We start from the raw sequence: 19,340 nt of genomic DNA on the forward strand, positions 1-19,340 counted from the left end.
AGATATAAACACCAAACAAATAAACTTTTAGCGTAACTTTGCACCCTTATTTAAATAAAATGCGATTACACAGAAATTTATGCTTTGCGGTTATTGATGGTCTAACCTTGATTTTTAACGAAGGAAAGTATGCAGACAAAGTCATTCAACAACTTTTAAAACGCGATAAACGCTGGGGTGCACGAGATAGGGGTTTTGTTGCAGAAACCACCTATGATATGGTGCGTTGGAAACGACTTTACGCCGAAATTGCCGAAGTTAAAGAACCCTTTGACAGAGACAACCTTTGGCGTATGTTTGCGGTTTGGGTAACTCTAAAAGGGATAAAATTACCCGATTGGAAATATTTTGAAGGCACACCGCTACGAAAAATTAAAGGCCGTTATGACGAACTTTCTAAAATCAGAAAATTCAAAGAATCCATTCCAGATTGGATGGATGACATCGGACGAAAAGAACTAGGTGATGCGGTTTGGGGCAAAGAAATTACTGCTTTAAACCAACAAGCTGATGTTATTTTAAGAGTCAACACGCTTAAGACAACTAAAGAAAAACTCCAGACTGAATTATTCGATTTAGAAATTGAAACCGAGTTTTTAGATAATCACCCAAGCGCACTAAAATTAAAAGAACGTGCCAATGTATTTCAAACCGAAGCTTTTAAAAATGGCCATTTTGAGGTACAGGATGCGTCATCGCAACTAGTGGCAGAGTTCCTAAATGTAAAACCTGGCATGCGCGTGGTAGATGCCTGTGCTGGTGCTGGCGGAAAAACATTGCATATAGCGTCTTTAATGGAAAATAAAGGACAAGTGATTGCCATGGATATTTATGAGAATAAGCTGAATGAGTTAAAACGCCGTGCCAAGCGAAATGGCGCTCATAATATAGAAAACAGGGTCATTGACTCTACCAAGCCCATCAAAAAACTTTATGACAAAGCAGATCGTGTCTTAATTGATGCGCCATGCTCTGGATTAGGTGTATTACGTAGAAACCCTGATGCTAAATGGAAACTGCAGCCCGAATTTATTGACAAAATCAAAAAGACACAACAAGAGATCTTACAGCAATATTCTAGAATGGTTAAAGTTGACGGCCAATTAGTATATGCAACCTGCTCGGTGTTGCCTTCTGAAAACCAAGAACAAGTTGATACTTTTTTAGGTTCTGAAGCTGGGACTAATTTTTCTTTAGTAAAAGACAAAAAAGTGTTAGCGCATAATTCTGGTTTTGATGGGTTTTACATGGCGCTTTTGGAGCGGAAAGCGTAGTGCCATATTAGTCTGAATTTGTTTCAAATTCTTATGTTGAACTACTAGTTGAGATTCTGAAATAAATTCAGAATGACAATAATTCATTATCTTTGAATAAAGCTCAATGCCATGGATATACAAACAAGAAAACTAGAATTTATCCAAGAGTTCCTTAAAATTCAAAGTGAAGAGGTTATTGAACGTCTTGAAAAACTTTTAAAAAAGGAAAAAAAATCATCATACAGCGATGAAGTAAACCCAATGACTTCTGAAGAGCTAAACAATAGAGTTGCAGAATCTGAAGCTGATTTTGAAAATAACCGCTACAAAAAAAGCTCTGACCTTATAACCAAATACAAATAATGTCATTTCAAATTATTTGGTCTGAATTTGCAGAAATTCAACTTGATGATATTTTTGAATACTACCAAAAATCAGCTGGTATAAATATTGCTAAAAAGCTACTTATCGAAATCATTGACGAACCCAATAAACTTATTGAAGCACCTTACATCGGCCAAAAAGAAGAATTGCTAAAAAACAGAGATATCCATTACCGATACTTAGTCTTTAAAAACTATAAATTGATTTATTCAATTGATGGAGAAAAGCGATTCATCAAAATAGCTGATGTTTTTGATACAAGACAAAATCCACCAAAAATTAAACGTGCTAAATAAATATGGTTTGTTTTAAAATAAAGTCTGACTAGTAATAACCATATCAAAAGAGACTTAAAAAATGAAATTTAATTTTGACAACTTAAAAACTAATCACCTTCTATTAGTTATATTGGTAATAATTTTTTTATTTCCTTTAATTTATAAAATACCAGCTTTTAATGATTTTTTTGATTATTCCAATTCTGGAGAAATAGGAGATACTATCGGAGGAATAACATCTCCTTTTATAAATGGACTATAAGCTATTTTAGTTTTTCTAGCTTTCAAAGCACAAATAAGAGCAAATGAAATTTTTAAAAGTCAAGAATATGCTAGAAACATATTAGAGCAAATAAAAATCATTCAAGAAGACAAAATTGAAATTGAAAAGAATATAATATCATTGACAAATCATTACAAATTTTTATCTCAACCTATTGATATGAAAATTTTAAATGTTATCAATAAAGTAATCTATTTTACATCAGAGATTCGATTAGCATATGAACTTATAGAAATGCATACAGAAGACAAAGATTTTATGTATAGAAAATTATACTATTTGTATGTTATTAGGTATAAAGATTTATTTTCGAACTTAGAAAACCAAATTGAAGAAATCCTGATACATATACACAAAGATTATGAATTTAATGTAGCAGAACTTATGATTGAAATTCAGTATTTAAATGAAAATTTAAGTGATGTAAATAAATACAAGAAATAATCAGTTCTTTTCACATGTTCAAAAATCCTTAATAACTCATAATATGCTGAATTATATTTTTGCTTAAAATTCCACTAAAAAGAAGTAAATTTGCACTTTCTTTAAATACACACAAATCAAGACCTAATGATTCATTTCTTTGGAAACGTAACCAGCAAAGTATTTGCTGTTCAAACAACAAAAGAATTATCAACTGAAACCATTTCGAAATTAACATGGCTTTTTGGCAATCAACCAAAAATAGAACAAGCATCTTTAGATACTTTTTTTGTTGGTCCTCGTGCTGCTATGATAACGCCTTGGAGTACCAATGCGGTAGAAATTACTCAAAATATGGGTATTTCAGATATCATTAGAATTGAGGAATTTGAAGCAGTTTCAGAAGATTTTAAGGATTTCGATCCCATGATTTCTGAGAAATTCAACGGATTAAATCAAGACTCATTTACCATTGATGTTAAGCCTGAACCTATTCTCAATATTGAAGATATTTCAGCTTACAACCAACAAGAAGGCTTATCATTAAGTGATGAAGAAGTTAACTATTTGGAAGGCGTTGCAACAAAAATTGGTCGCCCATTAACAGATTCTGAAGTATTTGGATTCTCACAAGTAAATTCGGAGCATTGTCGCCATAAAATATTTAACGGAACTTTTGTGATTGATGGTGAAGAAAAATCAAGCTCACTTTTTAAGCTTATTAAAGAAACATCTAAACAACATCCAAACGATATTGTTTCGGCCTATAAAGATAATGTAGCTTTTATAAAAGGTCCGAGAGTGGAACAATTTGCTCCTAAACGTGCCGATATTCCAGATTATTACACCACACAAGATTTTGAATCTGTGATTTCGCTTAAAGCGGAAACACATAACTTCCCTACTACGGTTGAGCCTTTTAATGGTGCTGCAACAGGTGCTGGTGGAGAAATTAGAGATAGACTTGCTGGAGGCAAAGGATCGCTTCCTTTAGCTGGAACTGCGGTGTATATGACATCGTATTCGCGTTTGGAAGAAAACAGACCTTGGGAAGAAAAATTTAAAGCTAGAGATTGGTTATACCAAACTCCAATGGATCTTTTGATAAAAGCCTCTAATGGTGCATCAGATTTTGGTAATAAATTTGGACAGCCACTTATTTGTGGTTCGGTATTAACTTTTGAACATAACGAAAATTCAGCTTCGAGTGAATCGGCACCAAGAAAATTGGGCTACGATAAAGTGATTATGCAAGCTGGAGGTATTGGTTATGGTAAAATTGATCAAGCTTTAAAAGACACCCCAAAAACTGGTGATAAAATCGTTATTCTTGGTGGCGAAAATTACAGAATTGGTATGGGTGGTGCTGCGGTATCAAGTGCTGATACAGGTGTATTTGCTTCGGGTATCGAGTTAAATGCGGTACAACGTTCTAATCCAGAAATGCAAAAACGTGCTGCCAATGCCGTTCGCGGCATGGTAGAAAGTGAAGAGAATTTCATTGTTTCCATTCATGATCATGGAGCTGGTGGACATTTAAATTGTTTGTCTGAACTGGTTGAAGATACTGGTGGAAAAATAGATCTAGACGCCCTTCCTGTTGGAGACCCAACATTATCTGATAAAGAAATTATTGGTAACGAATCTCAAGAACGCATGGGCTTGGTTATTGCCGAAAAGCATATAGAAACGCTTAAAAATATTGCTGACCGTGAACGTTCCCCAATGTATACTGTTGGAGAAGTTACTGGTGATAATCGTTTTACATTCGAATCTAAAACTAAAGGCAACAAACCTATGGATTTAGCCCTGGAAGATATGTTTGGCAGTTCACCTAAAACCATCATGACTGATAAAACAGTTGAGCGACATTATAAAAACCCAAGATACAAAACCAAGAATTTACAAATATATTTAGAGCAAGTTTTACAATTGGAAGCTGTAGCTTGTAAAGACTGGTTAACAAATAAGGTAGATCGTTGTGTTGGCGGTAAAGTTGCCAAACAACAATGTGTTGGTCCTTTACAAATTCCGCTAAACAATGTTGGTGTTATGGCACTAGATTATAACGGAAAGGAAGGGATTGCGACGTCGATTGGTCACTCCCCTATTTCTGGATTAATTCATCCAGGAGCTGGTAGTAGAAATTCAATTACAGAAGCTTTAACTAACATCATTTGGGCACCTTTAAAAGATAATTTAGCTTCAGTTTCGCTTTCGGCAAACTGGATGTGGCCTTGTAAAAATGAAGGTGAAGACGCTAGATTATATAAAGCTGTTCAAGCCATTTCAGAATTTTCGATAGATTTAGGAATTAACGTTCCCACAGGAAAAGATTCGCTTTCCATGAAACAGAAATATAAAGATGGTGAAGTTATTTCTCCGGGAACCGTTATTATATCAGCTGCTGGAAATTGTAATGAAATCTCTAAAGTTGTAGAACCTGTTTTACAACAAAATGGAGAAAACATCTACTATATTAATATCTCTCAGGATCATTTTAAATTAGGTGGAAGTTCTTTTAACCAAGTTTTAAATACCATTGGTAATGAAGCTCCAGATGTAAAAAATTCAACTTTTGTAAAAGACGCATTTAATACCATTCAAAATTTAATTAAAGCGGATAAAATTTCTGCTGGACACGATGTAGCTTCTGGTGGATTAATTACTACGTTGTTAGAACTATGTTTTGCTGATATTAATTTAGGTGCAGATTTTGATGTTTCTGCTTTAAATGAAGAAGATTCAATAAAAGTTTTATTCTCTGAAAATTCAGGAATTGTTTTTCAAGGTGATGCTTCAATAGAAACAGTTTTGTCAGAAAATAATATTGCCTTTTTTAATATTGGAACAGTAAATAACTCTGCAACTCTGAATATCAAAAATAATGAAGATCATTTCTCTTTTGATATCGCTAAGATGCGAGATGTTTGGTATAAAACATCCTATTTATTAGACCAAAAACAAACGGCAAACAATTTAGCTAAAGACCGGTTCGATAATTACAAAAGTCAACCTTTACAATATACATTCCCAAAACATTTTACTGGGAAGCTTAATGACGTCATTGCGAACGCAGTGAAGCAATCTCATCCTAATGAAAAGATTGCCGCGTCGCAAACTCCTCGCAATAACGGTAAGCGTCCCAAAGCAGCAATACTACGCGAAAAAGGATCTAATTCTGAGCGCGAAATGGCAAATGCGATGTATTTAGCTGGTTTTGATGTAAAGGATGTGCACATGACCGATTTAATCTCTGGTCGAGAAACTCTTGAGGACATTCAGTTTTTAGGAGCTGTTGGTGGTTTTAGTAATTCGGATGTTTTAGGCTCTGCTAAAGGTTGGGCTGGCGCTATTAAATACAATGCAAAAGCAAATAAAGTTATTAAAGATTTCTTCGCAAGAGAAGATACGTTGTCCGTTGGAATCTGTAATGGCTGTCAACTTTGGATGGAATTGGACCTCATCAATCCGGAGCATGACCTTCATGGAAAAATGCACCATAATGAGTCTCATAAGCATGAAAGTTCGTTTACTTCTGTTAAAATTCAAGATAATAAATCTGTAATGCTTTCTACTTTGGCAGGCAGCACTTTAGGGGTTTGGATTTCCCATGGTGAAGGGAAATTCAGTTTACCTTATACAGAAGACAAATATGAAATAGTGGCAAAATATGGCTATGAAGCCTATCCTCATAATCCAAATGGATCTGATTTTAATACGGCCATGCTATGTGATAAAACAGGTCGCCATTTAGTAACCATGCCACATATAGAGCGTTCAACATTCCAGTGGAACTGGGCGAACTATCCAGAACGTAGAAAGGACGAAGTATCGCCTTGGCTTGAGGCTTTTGTAAATGCCAGATTATGGATTGAAAAGTATTCATAACTAAAATAAACTTTAAGAAATATTTTAGCTTTCTTAATGGCTTCTCTTCAATTTTAAAAGTTAAATTTTATTCATAAAAAATGCGCTTTCATAAAGTGAAAACGCATTTTCGTTGACTAATTTAAATATAAATAAAACTTAAGCAAATGCTACAGTCTCATCAATCTTTTTATAAGCTTTTGTAACCGTTCTTTTCATCAATAACGAAACTATAAAAGCTATTATAAATAAACCTGCAAATACTTTTAATGTAATATCAAGAGATCCTGTGGTATCCTTAACCACATCATAAATTGTAGGGCCAACAACCCCTGCTAATCCCCAAGCCGCTAAAATCATACCGTGTATGGCACCCAACTGTTTTGTACCGAATAAATCTCCCAAAAAGGCTGGAAGTGTTGCAAAACCACCACCATACATGGTAATTACCGTAAATAGAACAATTAAGAATATGAGTTCCGTGGTCATTTGCGGTAGAAAGAAAAATGCCAGTATTTGAAAACCAAAGAAGATGATATAGGTATTGGCTCTCCCTAAATAGTCTGAAAGACTGGACCACATAATTCTACCTAGCCCATTAAACACCCCAATTAAACCAACAATACCAGCAGCTTCCATAGGTGTGTAATTTAATTTCTCTTGCATCATGGGGCTTGCAGCAGAAATAATAGCGATCCCACATGAAATATTTATAAACATCATAATCCAGATGTAATAAAAACGTGTTGTTTTTAAGGCAGCATTGGCATCAATATTTGCCATATCTGCTTTTAAAACTTTACCCTGGCCAGGTTTAAAGCCTTCGGGTATGTAACCTTCTGGAGGGCGTTCGATATATCTAGCAGAAGATAATATCAATATCATGTAAATAACACCTAAAATATAAAAGGCATTTGATACGCCAACGCTATCAAAAAGCGATTGCATCACTGGACCGAATATTAAAGCTGCAAAACCAAAACCCATAATAGCCATTCCGGTAGCTAAACCGCGTTTGTCTGGAAACCATTTTACCAAAGTGCTTACCGGTGTGATATAACCAAGCCCTAAACCAATGCCTCCAATAACGCCATAACATATATAAAAGAGTATTAATGACTCTAATTGAACGGCTAAACCTGAACCTAAAATACCAATACCATAAAACAATCCTGCTGTGGTTCCGCTTACTTTTGGCCCTACTCTTTCAACCCAACGTCCTAAAAACGCTGCTGATAGACCCAATAATAATATAGCGATTTTAAAAGCCCATTTTATAACGCTACCATCCACATCAAAAATATCCTTTACAGGGTTTGTCATTACCGAATATGCATACACCGACCCAATTGAAATGTGGATTCCAACAGCCGAAGCGGCAATTAACCAACGGTTTTTAAGTTTTTGTGTTTTCATGATTATATTTCATTATAGTGTTGTTTATGCCAACACGGCATTAATTTATTTTAACTTCCTTAAAGTAATCTTTAAGAATATTTGTAGCAGCTTGCAGTTCTTCATCGGTATTTTCGCGAGCTTCTTTTAACTGATAATCCGAGCCCAAAGCTTCCCACTTATGGATACCTAATTTATGATAAGGTTGAATTTCAATTTTCTCAATAGTTTTATAATCCTTAAAATGCTTACCCATGGCGTGCAATAACCCTGGCTTATTGGTTATTTCTGGAATTAACACATAGCGTAACCACATTTTTTTACCTGATCCTTCTCTGTGTTTTGCAAAATCGAACGCTATTTGTTTTACGGACTGTCCGGTTATATATTGATAGCCTTCCTCCGTCATGTGTTTAATATCTAACATGACCAAATCTGCATAATCATCAATCAAGCTTTTTGAAAAATGATTTAATATTCTGCCATTAGTATCAATATTGGTGTGAATACCTTCTTCTTTCAGCCTTTTAAAAAATGGAATCAATGCTTTTGATTGCAATAAAGGTTCGCCCCCAGATACGGTAACACCTCCTTTTTTTCCGAAGTAAGACTTCATCTTAATAGCCATTTGTACCAAGTCTTCAACAGGGTACTCTTTACCTCCAGAGGTTTCAATAGAGTCTGGATTATGGCAATACAAGCATTTTAATTTGCAGCCTTGCAAGAATATAACCATACGAATTCCTGGTCCATCGTGAGTCCCAAAAGATTCAATAGAATGTACTCGTAATATGTTTTCGGCAGTTTTGATATGTCAATGTTTTTAAAATAAGCATCTGAAAAAGAAGTTTCATCTTCATAATTCAGATGCTTTCAAAATATTAATATAAACTACATAGATTCGTGGAAAGATCGTGTAATAACTTCCATTTGCTGTTCTTTGGTTAATCTTACAAAGTTGACAGCATAACCAGATACACGAATGGTTAATTGCGGGTATTCTTCTGGGTGCTCCATAGCATCCAACAGCGTTTCCTTATTCAATACATTCACATTTACATGTTGTGCATTTCTTGAAAAATAGCCATCTAAAGTGCTTGCTAAATTTTCTATTTGCTCTTCACTAGTAGCACCTAATGACTTAGGTACTATAGAAAATGTATTTGAAATACCATCTAGAGAATCTTTATAATCAATTTTAGCTACTGAATTTAATGACGCAATAGCGCCATGAGAATCACGACCATGCATTGGGTTAGCCCCTGGTGCAAAAGGGATCCCTTTTGCTCTACCATCTGGTGTTGCCCCAGTTTTCTTACCGTAAGACACATTAGATGTTATGGTTAATACAGACATGGTTGGTTCTGCATTTTTGTATACTGGTAATTTTTTCAATGCGTTGTTAAAGTCGGCAACCGCATTTGCAGCTAAAGTATCTACTCTATCATCATCATTACCATAGCAAGGGAATTCACCTTCAATTTTAAAATCAACAGTTAAACCATCTTCATTTCTAATAGGTTTTACTTTGGCATATTTTATTGCTGAAAGTGAATCTGCAACAATTGATAAACCTGCAATACCATAAGCTATATTGATTTTCGGATTGGTATCAACTAAAGCCATTTGTGCTTTTTCGTAATAGTATTTATCATGCATGTAGTGGATAATGTTCATAGAATCATTATAAACACGTGCCACTTCTTTCATTGCTATTTTGAAGTTTGCCATGACTTTATCGAAATCTAAATACTCACAATTACAAGGTTCGATACCATGAACCATTTGCACTCCGGTTTCTTCACAACGCCCACCGTTAATGGCCAATAATAACGTTTTAGCTAAGTTTGTACGTGCACCGAAGAACTGAATTGATTTTCCTAATTCTTGGTAAGACACACAACATGCAATTCCGTAATCATCAGACCCTCTACTCTTTCTCATTAAGGCATCATTTTCAAACTGAATTGAAGACGTATCAATAGCTACTTTTGCACAATAATCTTTAAAGTTTTGTGGCAGATCTTCAGACCAAAGAATCGTCATATTTGGTTCTGGTGAAGCGCCTAAATTATATAAGGTTTTTAGGAAACGGTATGATGTTTTAGTGACTTTAGTTCTTCCGTCATCAAACATACCGCCGATAGCTTCGGTTACCCAAGTTGGATCTCCTGCAAATATATCATCATAAGCACCCATTCTTAAGTGGCGTACCATTCTTAATTTCATTACAAACTGATCGATATATTCTTGGGCTTCTACTTCTGTAATCAAGCCTTCTTGTAAATCGTTCTCAATATAAATATCTAAAAACGTAGACACATTCCCTAAGGACATTGCTGCACCATCTTGTTCTTTTACAGCTGCCAAATAGGCCATATACGTCCACTGTACAGCTTCTCTTGCCATTTCTGCAGGACGTCCTAAATCTAAATCATATTTAGCACCCAATACAATCATTTCTTTTAACGATCTGATTTGTTCTGAAACTTCTTCACGCAAACGGATGACAGCCTCTGTCATTTGGCCTGTAATATTTTCTAGATCTTGTTTTTTAGATTCAATTAAAAAATTGATTCCATAAAGCGCTACGCGACGATAATCTCCAATTATTCTACCTCTAGCGTAATTGTCTGGTAGGCCAGTTAAAAACCCTAAAGAACGGAATTTTTTAATCTCTGTGGTATACGCATCAAAAACACCATCGTTATGAGATTTCACATATTTTGAAAATAACTCTGTAATGGCATCGTTAGGTTTAATACCATGTTCTGATAATGCTTTTTGAACTACTTTAAAACCTCCAAAAGGCTTCATGGCCCTTTTTAAAAGTTCATCTGTTTGTAAGCCAACAATAACTTCGTTAGCTCTATCAATATAGCCAGCATTAAACGCACTAACTGTTGAAATAGTTTCTGTATCTACTGAGCGTACTCCATTATTTTGTCTTTCTTCTTTAGTAGCTTCTTTACATAAATCCCATAACTTTTGGGTTTTTTGGCTTGGGCCAACTAAAAATTCCTGTGTGCCGTGGTAGGGCGTTATGTTATTAACAACAAAATCTCTTACGTTGACATTTTCAGTCCAAATTCCGTTTTTAAATTGTTTTACTTCCATTGTTTTATCAATTAATATTTTGAAAAAAAAATTCTATGTTCACTTTTAAAAGAACAAAGGTAAATTCAGTTTACAGATAGAAATGTGACATTTGTCAGTTAAACTATGAAAGAGGAGGTTTTTGAAGAAGAAGTTTTTACGAAAACGTTTGAAAAACCAAGAGCTTATTGACAACTATTTACGTTTTAAGCCTCATCACTAAACATAATGCAAAAAGGATATGGTTTAAATTGAATTTCTACGACACTTTTCGGAATTTAATTGCAATTTTCATAAAAAACATCAAATTTCAATTTTTTTTAGGTTGAAGATTTGTATCGTATTTCAACGATGATTTGAAAGAATGCATTGCATACAAATATCTAAATTTTGAATAATGAAGAAGGGTTATGGTTTGGTTATAATCGTGGTGTAATAATACCATTTAGTTCATTATATAATGACGATTATGCAGGAAACCCCGAGAAAACTGGTTTTCTCGGGGTTTCAATAAAACAAATAATCGCTATTAATTAGTTTGTTTTATAGCTGCTTGTGCAGAAACCAATCGTGCGATAGGCACTCTATACGGTGAGCAACTTACGTAATCCATTCCTGTATTATAGCAGAATTCTACAGAACTTGGTTCACCGCCATGTTCGCCACAAATACCAACTTTTAAATTAGGTTTAACACCTCTACCAAGTTCAGTTCCCATTTTGACTAACTGTCCTACACCTTCCTGATCTAAAACTTCAAACGGATCTACTTTCAAAATACCTTTTTCTATATAGATTGGTAAAAATTTACCGGCATCATCACGAGAATATCCAAAAGTCATTTGGGTTAAATCGTTGGTTCCAAAAGAGAAGAAATCGGCCTTTTCCGCAATCAAGTCGGCCATTAAAGCTGCTCTTGGAATTTCGATCATTGTACCCACTAAATACGCAATAGTATCCTGTCGTTCTTCAAAAATTCGGCTTGCTGTATTTCGTATTATTTGCTCTTGAGATTCAAACTCTTTAACCGTTCCGACCAAAGGCACCATAATTTCTGGTTTACAGATAATGCCCCTTTCTTTTAAATTGAGTGCTGCTTCTATAATAGCACGGGATTGCATTTCCGTAATTTCAGGATAGGTAATTCCCAATCTACAACCTCTATGCCCGAGCATAGGATTGAACTCTTCCAATTCTGCCACTTTATTTTTAACCGCTTGTAACGAGATATGCATCTCTTCAGCAAGGTCTTTTTGTGTTGCCAATTGATGCGGCACGAATTCATGTAACGGTGGGTCCAGCAAACGAATAGTAACTGATAGACCTTCCATAGCTTCAAAAATACCTTCAAAATCGGCACGTTGCATGGGAAGCAACTCTTCTAAAGCCTGTTTTCTGCCTTTTACCGTATCGGCTAAAATCATTTCGCGCATTGCTTTTATTCTATCAACCTCAAAAAACATGTGTTCCGTTCTGGTTAACCCAATGCCCTGTGCTCCAAAATTACGAGCGACTTTAGCATCTTTCGGACTATCCGCATTCGTGCGTACTTTCATCACAGCATACTTGTCTGCCAACTCCATAACTTCAGCAAACTCACCACTAAGTTCGGGTTCCATGGTTGCCACTTTACCTTCAATAATATTACCTGTTGAACCGTTTAATGACATCCAATCACCTTCATGATATTCATGGTCGCCCACAGTAAGTATCCTTCTTTTATAGTTAATTTTTAAAGCACCTGCGCCAGAGATACAACATTTCCCCATACCACGGGCAACAACAGCAGCATGTGATGTCATACCACCTCGTGCCGTTAAAATACCTTTGGCAATGTTCATACCTTCCAAATCTTCAGGAGAGGTTTCAATACGAACCAAAATACTGTTTTTGTATTTATCGGCTTCATCTGCAAAAAATACAATTTTACCCGTAGCAGCACCAGGAGATGCCGGTAAGCCCTGTGCAATAACATGAGCTCTTTTTAAGGCTGATGGATCAAAAATAGGATGCAATAATTCGTCAAGCTTATTAGGTTCTAAAAGAAGTAGTGTTTCTTTTTCATCTATCATATTCTCTTTCAATAAATCCATCGCAATTTTAACCATGGCAGCTCCAGTACGTTTACCATTTCGGGTTTGCAGAATCCAAAGTTTTCCATCTTGAATGGTAAATTCCATATCCTGCATATCACGATAATGCTTTTCTAAAGTATCTTGATAAGAATCAAGTTCTTTAAAAATAGATGGCATTAACTCTTCTAAAGACGGATAATTCTCTGCTCTGTCCATTTCTTCAATTTTGGCCAATTCTGCCCATCGTTCCGAGCCTAATTTTGTTATTTGCTGTGGTGTTCTTACACCCGCAACCACATCTTCACCTTGTGCATTAATTAAATATTCGCCATTAAATACATTTTCACCTGTACCGGCATCTCTGGTAAAACATACGCCTGTACCAGAATTATCACCCATATTACCATAAACCATAGCTTGCACGTTTACAGCCGTTCCCCAATCTGCTGGATACCCATTCATGTTTCTATAATAAATGGCGCGGTCACCGTTCCAACTATTAAATACAGCTATGATAGCGCCCCAAAGTTGATCCCAAGGATCTGTTGGAAAATCATGTCCCGTACGTTTTTTAACAGCATCTTTAAAATCGTAAACTAAATCCTTTAAATCTTGAATACTAAAATCGGTATCTAAATCAATACCTCTTTTTTCTTTGAGATGTTCCATAATTTCTTCAAAAGGGTCGATATCTTCTTTTGAAGCTGGTTTCATTCCCAAAACGACACCACCGTACATTTGAATAAAACGTCGGTAAGAATCCCAGGCAAATTGTTCGTTATTGGTCTTTTTTGCTAAACCTAATACAACGTCGTCATTCATTCCTAAATTTAATACGGTATCCATCATACCAGGCATAGAAACTCTGGCTCCCGAACGCACTGAAATTAACAAAGGATTTTCCTTATCTCCATATGAAGTCCCCATTAAAGACTCAATATTTGCAATAGCGGCTTCAACTTCGTCTTTAATCATACCCACTACAGTGTCTTGACCTAATAAATTATATTCTGTACAAACTTCTGTTGTAATTGTAAATCCTGGCGGTACTGGTATACCAATGGCACTCATTTCTGCTAAATTTGCACCTTTACCGCCTAAGAGGTTTTTCATTTTGCTGTTACCATCTGCTGTTTTGTTCCCAAATTTGTAAACTCTTGTTTTTACGTCTTCTAACATGTCCATAATACTAAAATTGTGATAATTAAATCCCAAAGTTATTCCCAATAAAGACTTATTTCAATGATAAAAGTCATAAAATAATAAACATCAATTAGCGATACTATTTTAGCATATTCTCATAATAAGCACGCTATATTTAATATTTACATCTTTTTTAAGCATAATTTGATAATCTTATTTAATTTCATACTTTGCATCTCTAGAAACTTTTTAACAGCAAATGACCGAAGTAACCCGCATTTTCGATTTTCCACATTACCAACTAGAAACCTATAATTTAGAAAAATCCTTAACCACTAAATACGATGGTGAATGGCAATCCATTTCAACTAAAGACTATATAAATCAAGCCAACGCCATAAGCAGAGGCCTGTTGCGATTAGGCATCAAGAAGGACGATAAAGTTGCGGTAATCTCTTCTACAAACAGAACCGAATGGAATATTGTAGACATTGGAGTCCTTCAAACTGGCGCTCAAAATGTGCCTATTTATCCAACCATTGCTGCGGAAGACTATGAATACATCTTGAATCATGCTGAAGCTGATTATTGTTTCGTTTCAGATATTGAAGTGTTAAAAAAACTAAATAGTATTAAATCGAATACGAAACTCAAAGGCGTGTATACTTTTGATGGCATTGAAGGAGAAAATCACTGGAAGGAATTGTTAGATTTAGGTCATGATGAAAGCAATCAAAATGAAGTTGAAGCCAGAAAGGAATCCGTTAAACCTAATGACCTAGCGACCTTAATATACACTTCTGGAACCACAGGAAAACCTAAAGGCGTCATGTTGTCCCATAAAAACCTAGTATCCAATGTTTTAGATAGTGAACAACGTGTCCCTTTTCGCTATGGCGAATCTAAAGCATTGAGTTTCCTTCCAATTTGCCATGTCTTTGAACGCATGATTTTATATTTATATCAGTACTGCGGCGTCGAAATATATTTCGCAGAATCTATTGAGAAAATGAGTGATAATCTCAAGGAAATTAAGCCCAATGTGATGACTGCTGTTCCTAGATTATACGAAAAGGTTTATGATAAAATAATAGCAAAAGGGAGTGACTTAACCGGTGTAAAAAAGGCACTGTTCTTTTGGGCGGTCAATCTGGGCTTAAAATTTGAACCCTATGGACAAAATGGCTGGTGGTATGAAACACAACTTAAATTAGCTCGAAAATTAATATTTAGTAAATGGCAAGAAGGTCTTGGTGGCAATTTGGAGCTTATGGTTTCAGGAAGCGCCGCATTACAACAACGCCTTACTCGTGTTTTTGCAGCTGCTGGATTACCCATCATGGAAGGTTATGGTCTCACCGAAACATCGCCTGTAATATCAGTTAATGATCTTAGAAATGGTGGATTCAGAATTGGTACTGTTGGAAAAATTATCAATCATGTTGAAGTTAAAATTGCAAATGATGGTGAAATTTTAGCTAAAGGTCCAAATATCATGTTAGGCTATTATAAGGATCCAGAAAAAACAGCCGAAGTCATGACTGGCGATTATTTTCATACCGGTGATATTGGCGAAATTGACGCCGATGGTTTTCTTAAGATTACCGATCGTAAAAAAGAAATGTTTAAAACTTCTGGCGGAAAGTACGTAGCACCAGCACTTTTAGAAAATGAATTTAAACAATCACGCTTTATTGAGCAAATCATGGTTATAGGTGAAGGTGAAAAAATGCCAGCTGCGCTCATACAAATTAATAATGAATTTGTAGAGGAATGGGCGAAACGCCATGATTTGAGTTTTCAAAATAAAGACGATTTGATTTCTAATGAGCAGTTGCATGAACGCATTCAGGAAGAAATTGATTCCGCCAATGAGAAATTTGGAAAATGGGAGCAAATTAAAAAGTTTGAAATTACCCCAGATAATTGGACTATTGAGGACGGGCATTTAACCCCTACCCTGAAAATGCGCCGCAAGATTATCAAAGAAAAGTACGCTACACTTATAGAAAAAATATACAGACCTTAAATATTGAGGTTAGTATCAAATTCATTTCTAATAAGTTATATTGATTATAAGATAAAAATAACTTCCAAAATTTATTATTTTATTATGCGTGCATAATAAATTTTTCCTATATTTGGTCACCAACCCATTTATATGAAAGATAAAACCATAGAGTATATTTTAAGAACAACTTGGCTAGCGGTACAGAAAATGTACAACGAGGAAGCTGCGAAGTTTGAAAGTACCATGGCAACGGGATTTACACTGTTAAGTATAGATCCTGAAAAAGGCACGCCTTCAACAGCATTAGGACCCAAAATGGGCATGGAAGCCACCAGCCTTTCAAGAATCTTAAAAACTATGGAGGAAAAGGGTTTAATTGAGAGACATCCCAATCCAGATGACGGACGTGGTGTCATTATTAGCTTAACCGATTTTGGTATTGAAAAAAGAGCATATTCCAAGGAAAAAGTACTGACATTTAATGAGGCTGTAAAGAATCATATTTCGGAAGAAAAACTGAAGCATTTTTATGAAGTCTCAGAAACCATCAATGAATTAATAGCTAACAAAAAGATTTTCAATCAAAAAGAAATATCGAGTTCGAAGATTTAAAATAGAATAGTAGTTTAAAAATATGAGCAAACGTAGAATTAAAAAAGTAGCCATAATTGGTTCAGGCATCATGGGAAGTGGCATTGCTTGTCACTTCGCCAATATTGGAGTAGACGTGTTGTTACTGGACATTGTTCCAAGAGAATTAACAGACGTAGAAAAAGATAAAGGCTTAACATTAGAAGATAAAGTGGTAAGAAACCGTATTGTAAATAATGCGCTAGCCACCTCTTTAAAATCAAAGCCCTCACCCATTTACCATCCAAAATTTGCTAATCGCATTACCACGGGTAATTTAGAAGATGACATCTCAAAAGTGGCACATGTCGATTGGATCATGGAGGTTGTTGTTGAGCGACTTGACATCAAACAGAAAGTATTTGAAAATCTTGAAAAGCATAGAACGCTTGGCACATTGATTACATCCAATACGTCTGGGATTCCTATAAAATTCATGAGTGAAGGACGTAGTGAAGATTTTCAGAAGCACTTTTGCGGTACCCACTTTTTTAATCCAGCACGCTATTTAAAGTTATTCGAAATTATTCCTGGTCCAAAAACATCTCAAGATGTTTTAGATTTTCTAAATATTTACGGTGAAAAGTTCTTAGGAAAAACTTCGGTTGTTGCTAAAGATACACCTGCCTTTATTGGCAATAGAGTTGGAATTTTTAGCATCATGAGTTTATTTCATACCGTTAAGGATTTAGACCTAACCATCGAAGAAGTTGATAAATTAAGTGGTCCTGTTATAGGTAGACCAAAATCGGCCACCTTCAGAACCGTTGATGTGGTTGGTTTAGACACCTTGGTCCACGTTGCCAATGGGATTAGGGAAAATTGTCCGAAAGACGAGCAACTAGAATTATTCCAACTACCAGATTTTATCGGTACCATGATGGAAAACAAATGGTTGGGAAGCAAGACAGGTCAAGGTTTCTATAAAAAGAACGTCTCTAAAGATGGACAAAAAGAAATCTTATCCCTCGATTTAAATACCTTGGAATATCGATCGGCTAAACGTGCGAAATTTGCAACTTTAGAGTTAACAAAAACCGTTGATAAAGTTGTTGACCGTTTTAAAATACTGGTATCTGGAAAAGATAAAGCTGGTAAATTTTACAGAAAAAGTTTCGCGGCATTATTCGCTTACGTTTCAAATAGAATACCAGAAATCACCAATAATTTATATAAAATAGATGATGCCATGAAAGCCGGTTTTGGCTGGGAACATGGTCCTTTTCAAATTTGGGATGCCATTGGTGTCGAGAAAGGCATCGAAATGATGAAAGCAGAAGGTTTAGAACCTGCGGCTTGGGTTAATGAGATGTTGGCATCTGGAAGTTCATCCTTTTACACGGTTAAAAATGGCGCTACCTATGCTTATGATATTCCGAATAAGACACAAGAAAAAATTCCTGGTCAAGATGCCTTTATCATTTTAGATAACATCAGAAAATCGAAAGAAGTTTTCAAAAATTCTGGTGTGGTAATCGAAGATTTAGGTGACGGTATTTTAAATTGTGAATTCCAATCTAAAATGAACACCATTGGTGGTGATGTTTTAGCAGGATTAAATAAAGCAGTCGATTTAGCAGAAAAAAACTTTGAAGGTTTAGTGATAGGAAATCAAGGTGCCAATTTCTCAGTTGGTGCAAATATTGGTATGATTTTCATGATGGCTGTAGAGCAAGAATATGATGAATTAAACGCTGCAGTCAAATATTTTCAAGATACGATGATGCGCATGCGTTATTCTTCAATTCCAACAGTTTCTGCGCCCCATGGTATGTCGCTAGGTGGTGCTTGTGAGTTATCCATGCATGCCGATAAAGTTGTGGCAGCAGCCGAAACATATATTGGTTTAGTTGAGTTTGGCGTGGGCGTTATTCCAGGTGGTGCCGGTTCTAAAGAAATGGCTTTAAGAGCTTCAGATACATTTAATAAAGGGGATGTAGAATTGAATGTATTACAGGAATACTTCTTAACTATTGGTATGGCTAAAGTGGCTACATCAGCTTATGAAGCTTTTGATATGGGCATCCTTCAAAAAGGAAAAGATGTTGTCGTTATTAATAAAGACAGACAAATTGCAACTGCCAAAGCACATGCTATGTTAATGGCAGATGCAGGCTATACGCAACCCGTAAAACGTAAGGACGTTAAAGTTCTCGGAAAACAGGCCTTAGGTATGTTTTTAGTAGGAACAGATGCCATGGAAGCAAGTCATTATATAAGTGAACACGACCAAAAAATAGCGAATAAATTAGCCTATGTTATGGCAGGTGGCGATTTATCTGAACCTACCTTAGTCAGTGAGCAATATCTATTGGATTTAGAACGTGAAGCGTTTTTGAGCTTATGTACCGAACGCAAAACCCTAGAACGTATCCAGCACATGTTGAAGACAGGAAAACCATTACGTAATTAATCCCCACCTAACCTCCCCAAAGGGGAGGGATTTAGGAAATAAAAACAAAATGTATAACTAAAAAACATACCCAAAAAGTTCCCT

General features: G+C 35.5%; 12 protein-coding genes. 8 read left to right on the top strand and 4 right to left on the bottom strand.

Annotated elements, in window-relative coordinates; all coding sequences use genetic code 11:
- Nucleotides 1–59: 59 nt before the first annotated feature.
- The 5 genes from FAF07_RS02285 (at nt 60) to purL (ending at nt 6,515) form a co-directional block, all read left to right on the top strand.
- Complete coding sequence (locus FAF07_RS02285) at nt 60–1,274, top strand: RsmB/NOP family class I SAM-dependent RNA methyltransferase (protein ID WP_142783581.1); 1,215 nt, start codon at nt 60–62, stop codon at nt 1,272–1,274.
- 111 nt (nt 1,275–1,385) lie between these two features.
- On the top strand, nt 1,386–1,619 hold the full coding sequence (locus tag FAF07_RS02290; RefSeq protein WP_142783582.1) for a hypothetical protein: 234 nt from the start codon (nt 1,386–1,388) through the stop codon (nt 1,617–1,619).
- Complete coding sequence (locus FAF07_RS02295) at nt 1,619–1,936, top strand: type II toxin-antitoxin system RelE/ParE family toxin (RefSeq protein WP_142783583.1); 318 nt, start codon at nt 1,619–1,621, stop codon at nt 1,934–1,936. Before FAF07_RS02290 ends, FAF07_RS02295 begins: the two co-directional genes overlap by 1 nt.
- Before the next feature lie 385 nt (nt 1,937–2,321).
- Nucleotides 2,322–2,645, top strand: a complete 324-nt coding sequence (locus FAF07_RS02300; RefSeq protein WP_142783584.1) for a hypothetical protein — start codon at nt 2,322–2,324, stop codon at nt 2,643–2,645.
- Between the two features lie 126 nt (nt 2,646–2,771).
- Nucleotides 2,772–6,515 (top strand): phosphoribosylformylglycinamidine synthase, encoded by a 3,744-nt coding sequence (gene purL / locus FAF07_RS02305; protein WP_142783585.1) that lies wholly within the window; start codon nt 2,772–2,774, stop codon nt 6,513–6,515.
- A 138-nt stretch (nt 6,516–6,653) separates the two neighbouring features.
- Here purL and FAF07_RS02310 read toward each other — a convergent pair whose 3' ends face one another.
- From FAF07_RS02310 to ppdK, 4 genes are all read right to left on the bottom strand, one after another.
- Nucleotides 6,654–7,910 (bottom strand): L-lactate MFS transporter, encoded by a 1,257-nt coding sequence (locus FAF07_RS02310; RefSeq protein ID WP_142783586.1) that lies wholly within the window; start codon nt 7,908–7,910, stop codon nt 6,654–6,656.
- A 40-nt stretch (nt 7,911–7,950) separates the two neighbouring features.
- Nucleotides 7,951–8,625, bottom strand: coding sequence for a pyruvate formate-lyase-activating protein (gene pflA / locus FAF07_RS02315; protein WP_246067752.1), 675 nt, complete (start codon nt 8,623–8,625; stop codon nt 7,951–7,953).
- A gap of 155 nt (nt 8,626–8,780) precedes the next feature.
- On the bottom strand, nt 8,781–11,006 hold the full coding sequence (pflB, locus tag FAF07_RS02320) for a formate C-acetyltransferase (protein WP_142783588.1): 2,226 nt from the start codon (nt 11,004–11,006) through the stop codon (nt 8,781–8,783).
- A gap of 508 nt (nt 11,007–11,514) precedes the next feature.
- Nucleotides 11,515–14,244 carry a pyruvate, phosphate dikinase gene (gene ppdK / locus FAF07_RS02325; RefSeq protein ID WP_142783589.1) on the bottom strand — a complete coding sequence of 910 codons (2,730 nt, stop codon included), beginning with the start codon at nt 14,242–14,244 and terminating at the stop codon, nt 11,515–11,517.
- A gap of 217 nt (nt 14,245–14,461) precedes the next feature.
- Between ppdK and FAF07_RS02330 the strand changes: the two genes are divergently transcribed.
- The 3 genes from FAF07_RS02330 to FAF07_RS02340 all read left to right on the top strand — a co-directional run bounded on the left by FAF07_RS02330 (nt 14,462) and on the right by FAF07_RS02340 (nt 19,256).
- A complete protein-coding gene (locus FAF07_RS02330) occupies nt 14,462–16,231 on the top strand; it encodes an AMP-dependent synthetase/ligase (RefSeq protein WP_142783590.1) in 1,770 nt (589 codons plus the stop codon).
- 132 nt (nt 16,232–16,363) lie between these two features.
- Entirely contained in the window at nt 16,364–16,825 is a 462-nt protein-coding gene (locus tag FAF07_RS02335; protein WP_142783591.1) for a MarR family winged helix-turn-helix transcriptional regulator, read from the top strand.
- Between the two features lie 22 nt (nt 16,826–16,847).
- Nucleotides 16,848–19,256: a 3-hydroxyacyl-CoA dehydrogenase/enoyl-CoA hydratase family protein gene (locus tag FAF07_RS02340; protein WP_142783592.1), complete on the top strand. Its 2,409-nt coding sequence runs from the start codon at nt 16,848–16,850 to the stop codon at nt 19,254–19,256.
- Nucleotides 19,257–19,340: the final 84 nt, after the last annotated feature.

This window comes from Changchengzhania lutea (assembly GCF_006974145.1).
Taxonomy (GTDB): domain Bacteria; phylum Bacteroidota; class Bacteroidia; order Flavobacteriales; family Flavobacteriaceae; genus Changchengzhania; species Changchengzhania lutea.

Excerpts from the sequence above, each read along its gene's own strand:
- FAF07_RS02285 (WP_142783581.1), top strand. The coding sequence starts at position 60 with ATGCGATTACACAGAAATTTATGCTTTGCGGTTATTGATGGTCTAACC.
- FAF07_RS02290 (WP_142783582.1), top strand. The coding sequence starts at position 1,386 with ATGGATATACAAACAAGAAAACTAGAATTTATCCAAGAGTTCCTTAAA.
- FAF07_RS02295 (WP_142783583.1), top strand. The coding sequence starts at position 1,619 with ATGTCATTTCAAATTATTTGGTCTGAATTTGCAGAAATTCAACTTGAT.
- purL (WP_142783585.1), top strand. The coding sequence starts at position 2,772 with ATGATTCATTTCTTTGGAAACGTAACCAGCAAAGTATTTGCTGTTCAA.
- FAF07_RS02310 (WP_142783586.1), bottom strand. The coding sequence starts at position 7,910 with ATGAAAACACAAAAACTTAAAAACCGTTGGTTAATTGCCGCTTCGGCT.
- pflA (WP_246067752.1), bottom strand. The coding sequence starts at position 8,625 with ATGGTTATATTCTTGCAAGGCTGCAAATTAAAATGCTTGTATTGCCAT.
- pflB (WP_142783588.1), bottom strand. The coding sequence starts at position 11,006 with ATGGAAGTAAAACAATTTAAAAACGGAATTTGGACTGAAAATGTCAAC.
- ppdK (WP_142783589.1), bottom strand. The coding sequence starts at position 14,244 with ATGGACATGTTAGAAGACGTAAAAACAAGAGTTTACAAATTTGGGAAC.
- FAF07_RS02330 (WP_142783590.1), top strand. The coding sequence starts at position 14,462 with ATGACCGAAGTAACCCGCATTTTCGATTTTCCACATTACCAACTAGAA.
- FAF07_RS02335 (WP_142783591.1), top strand. The coding sequence starts at position 16,364 with ATGAAAGATAAAACCATAGAGTATATTTTAAGAACAACTTGGCTAGCG.
- FAF07_RS02340 (WP_142783592.1), top strand. The coding sequence starts at position 16,848 with ATGAGCAAACGTAGAATTAAAAAAGTAGCCATAATTGGTTCAGGCATC.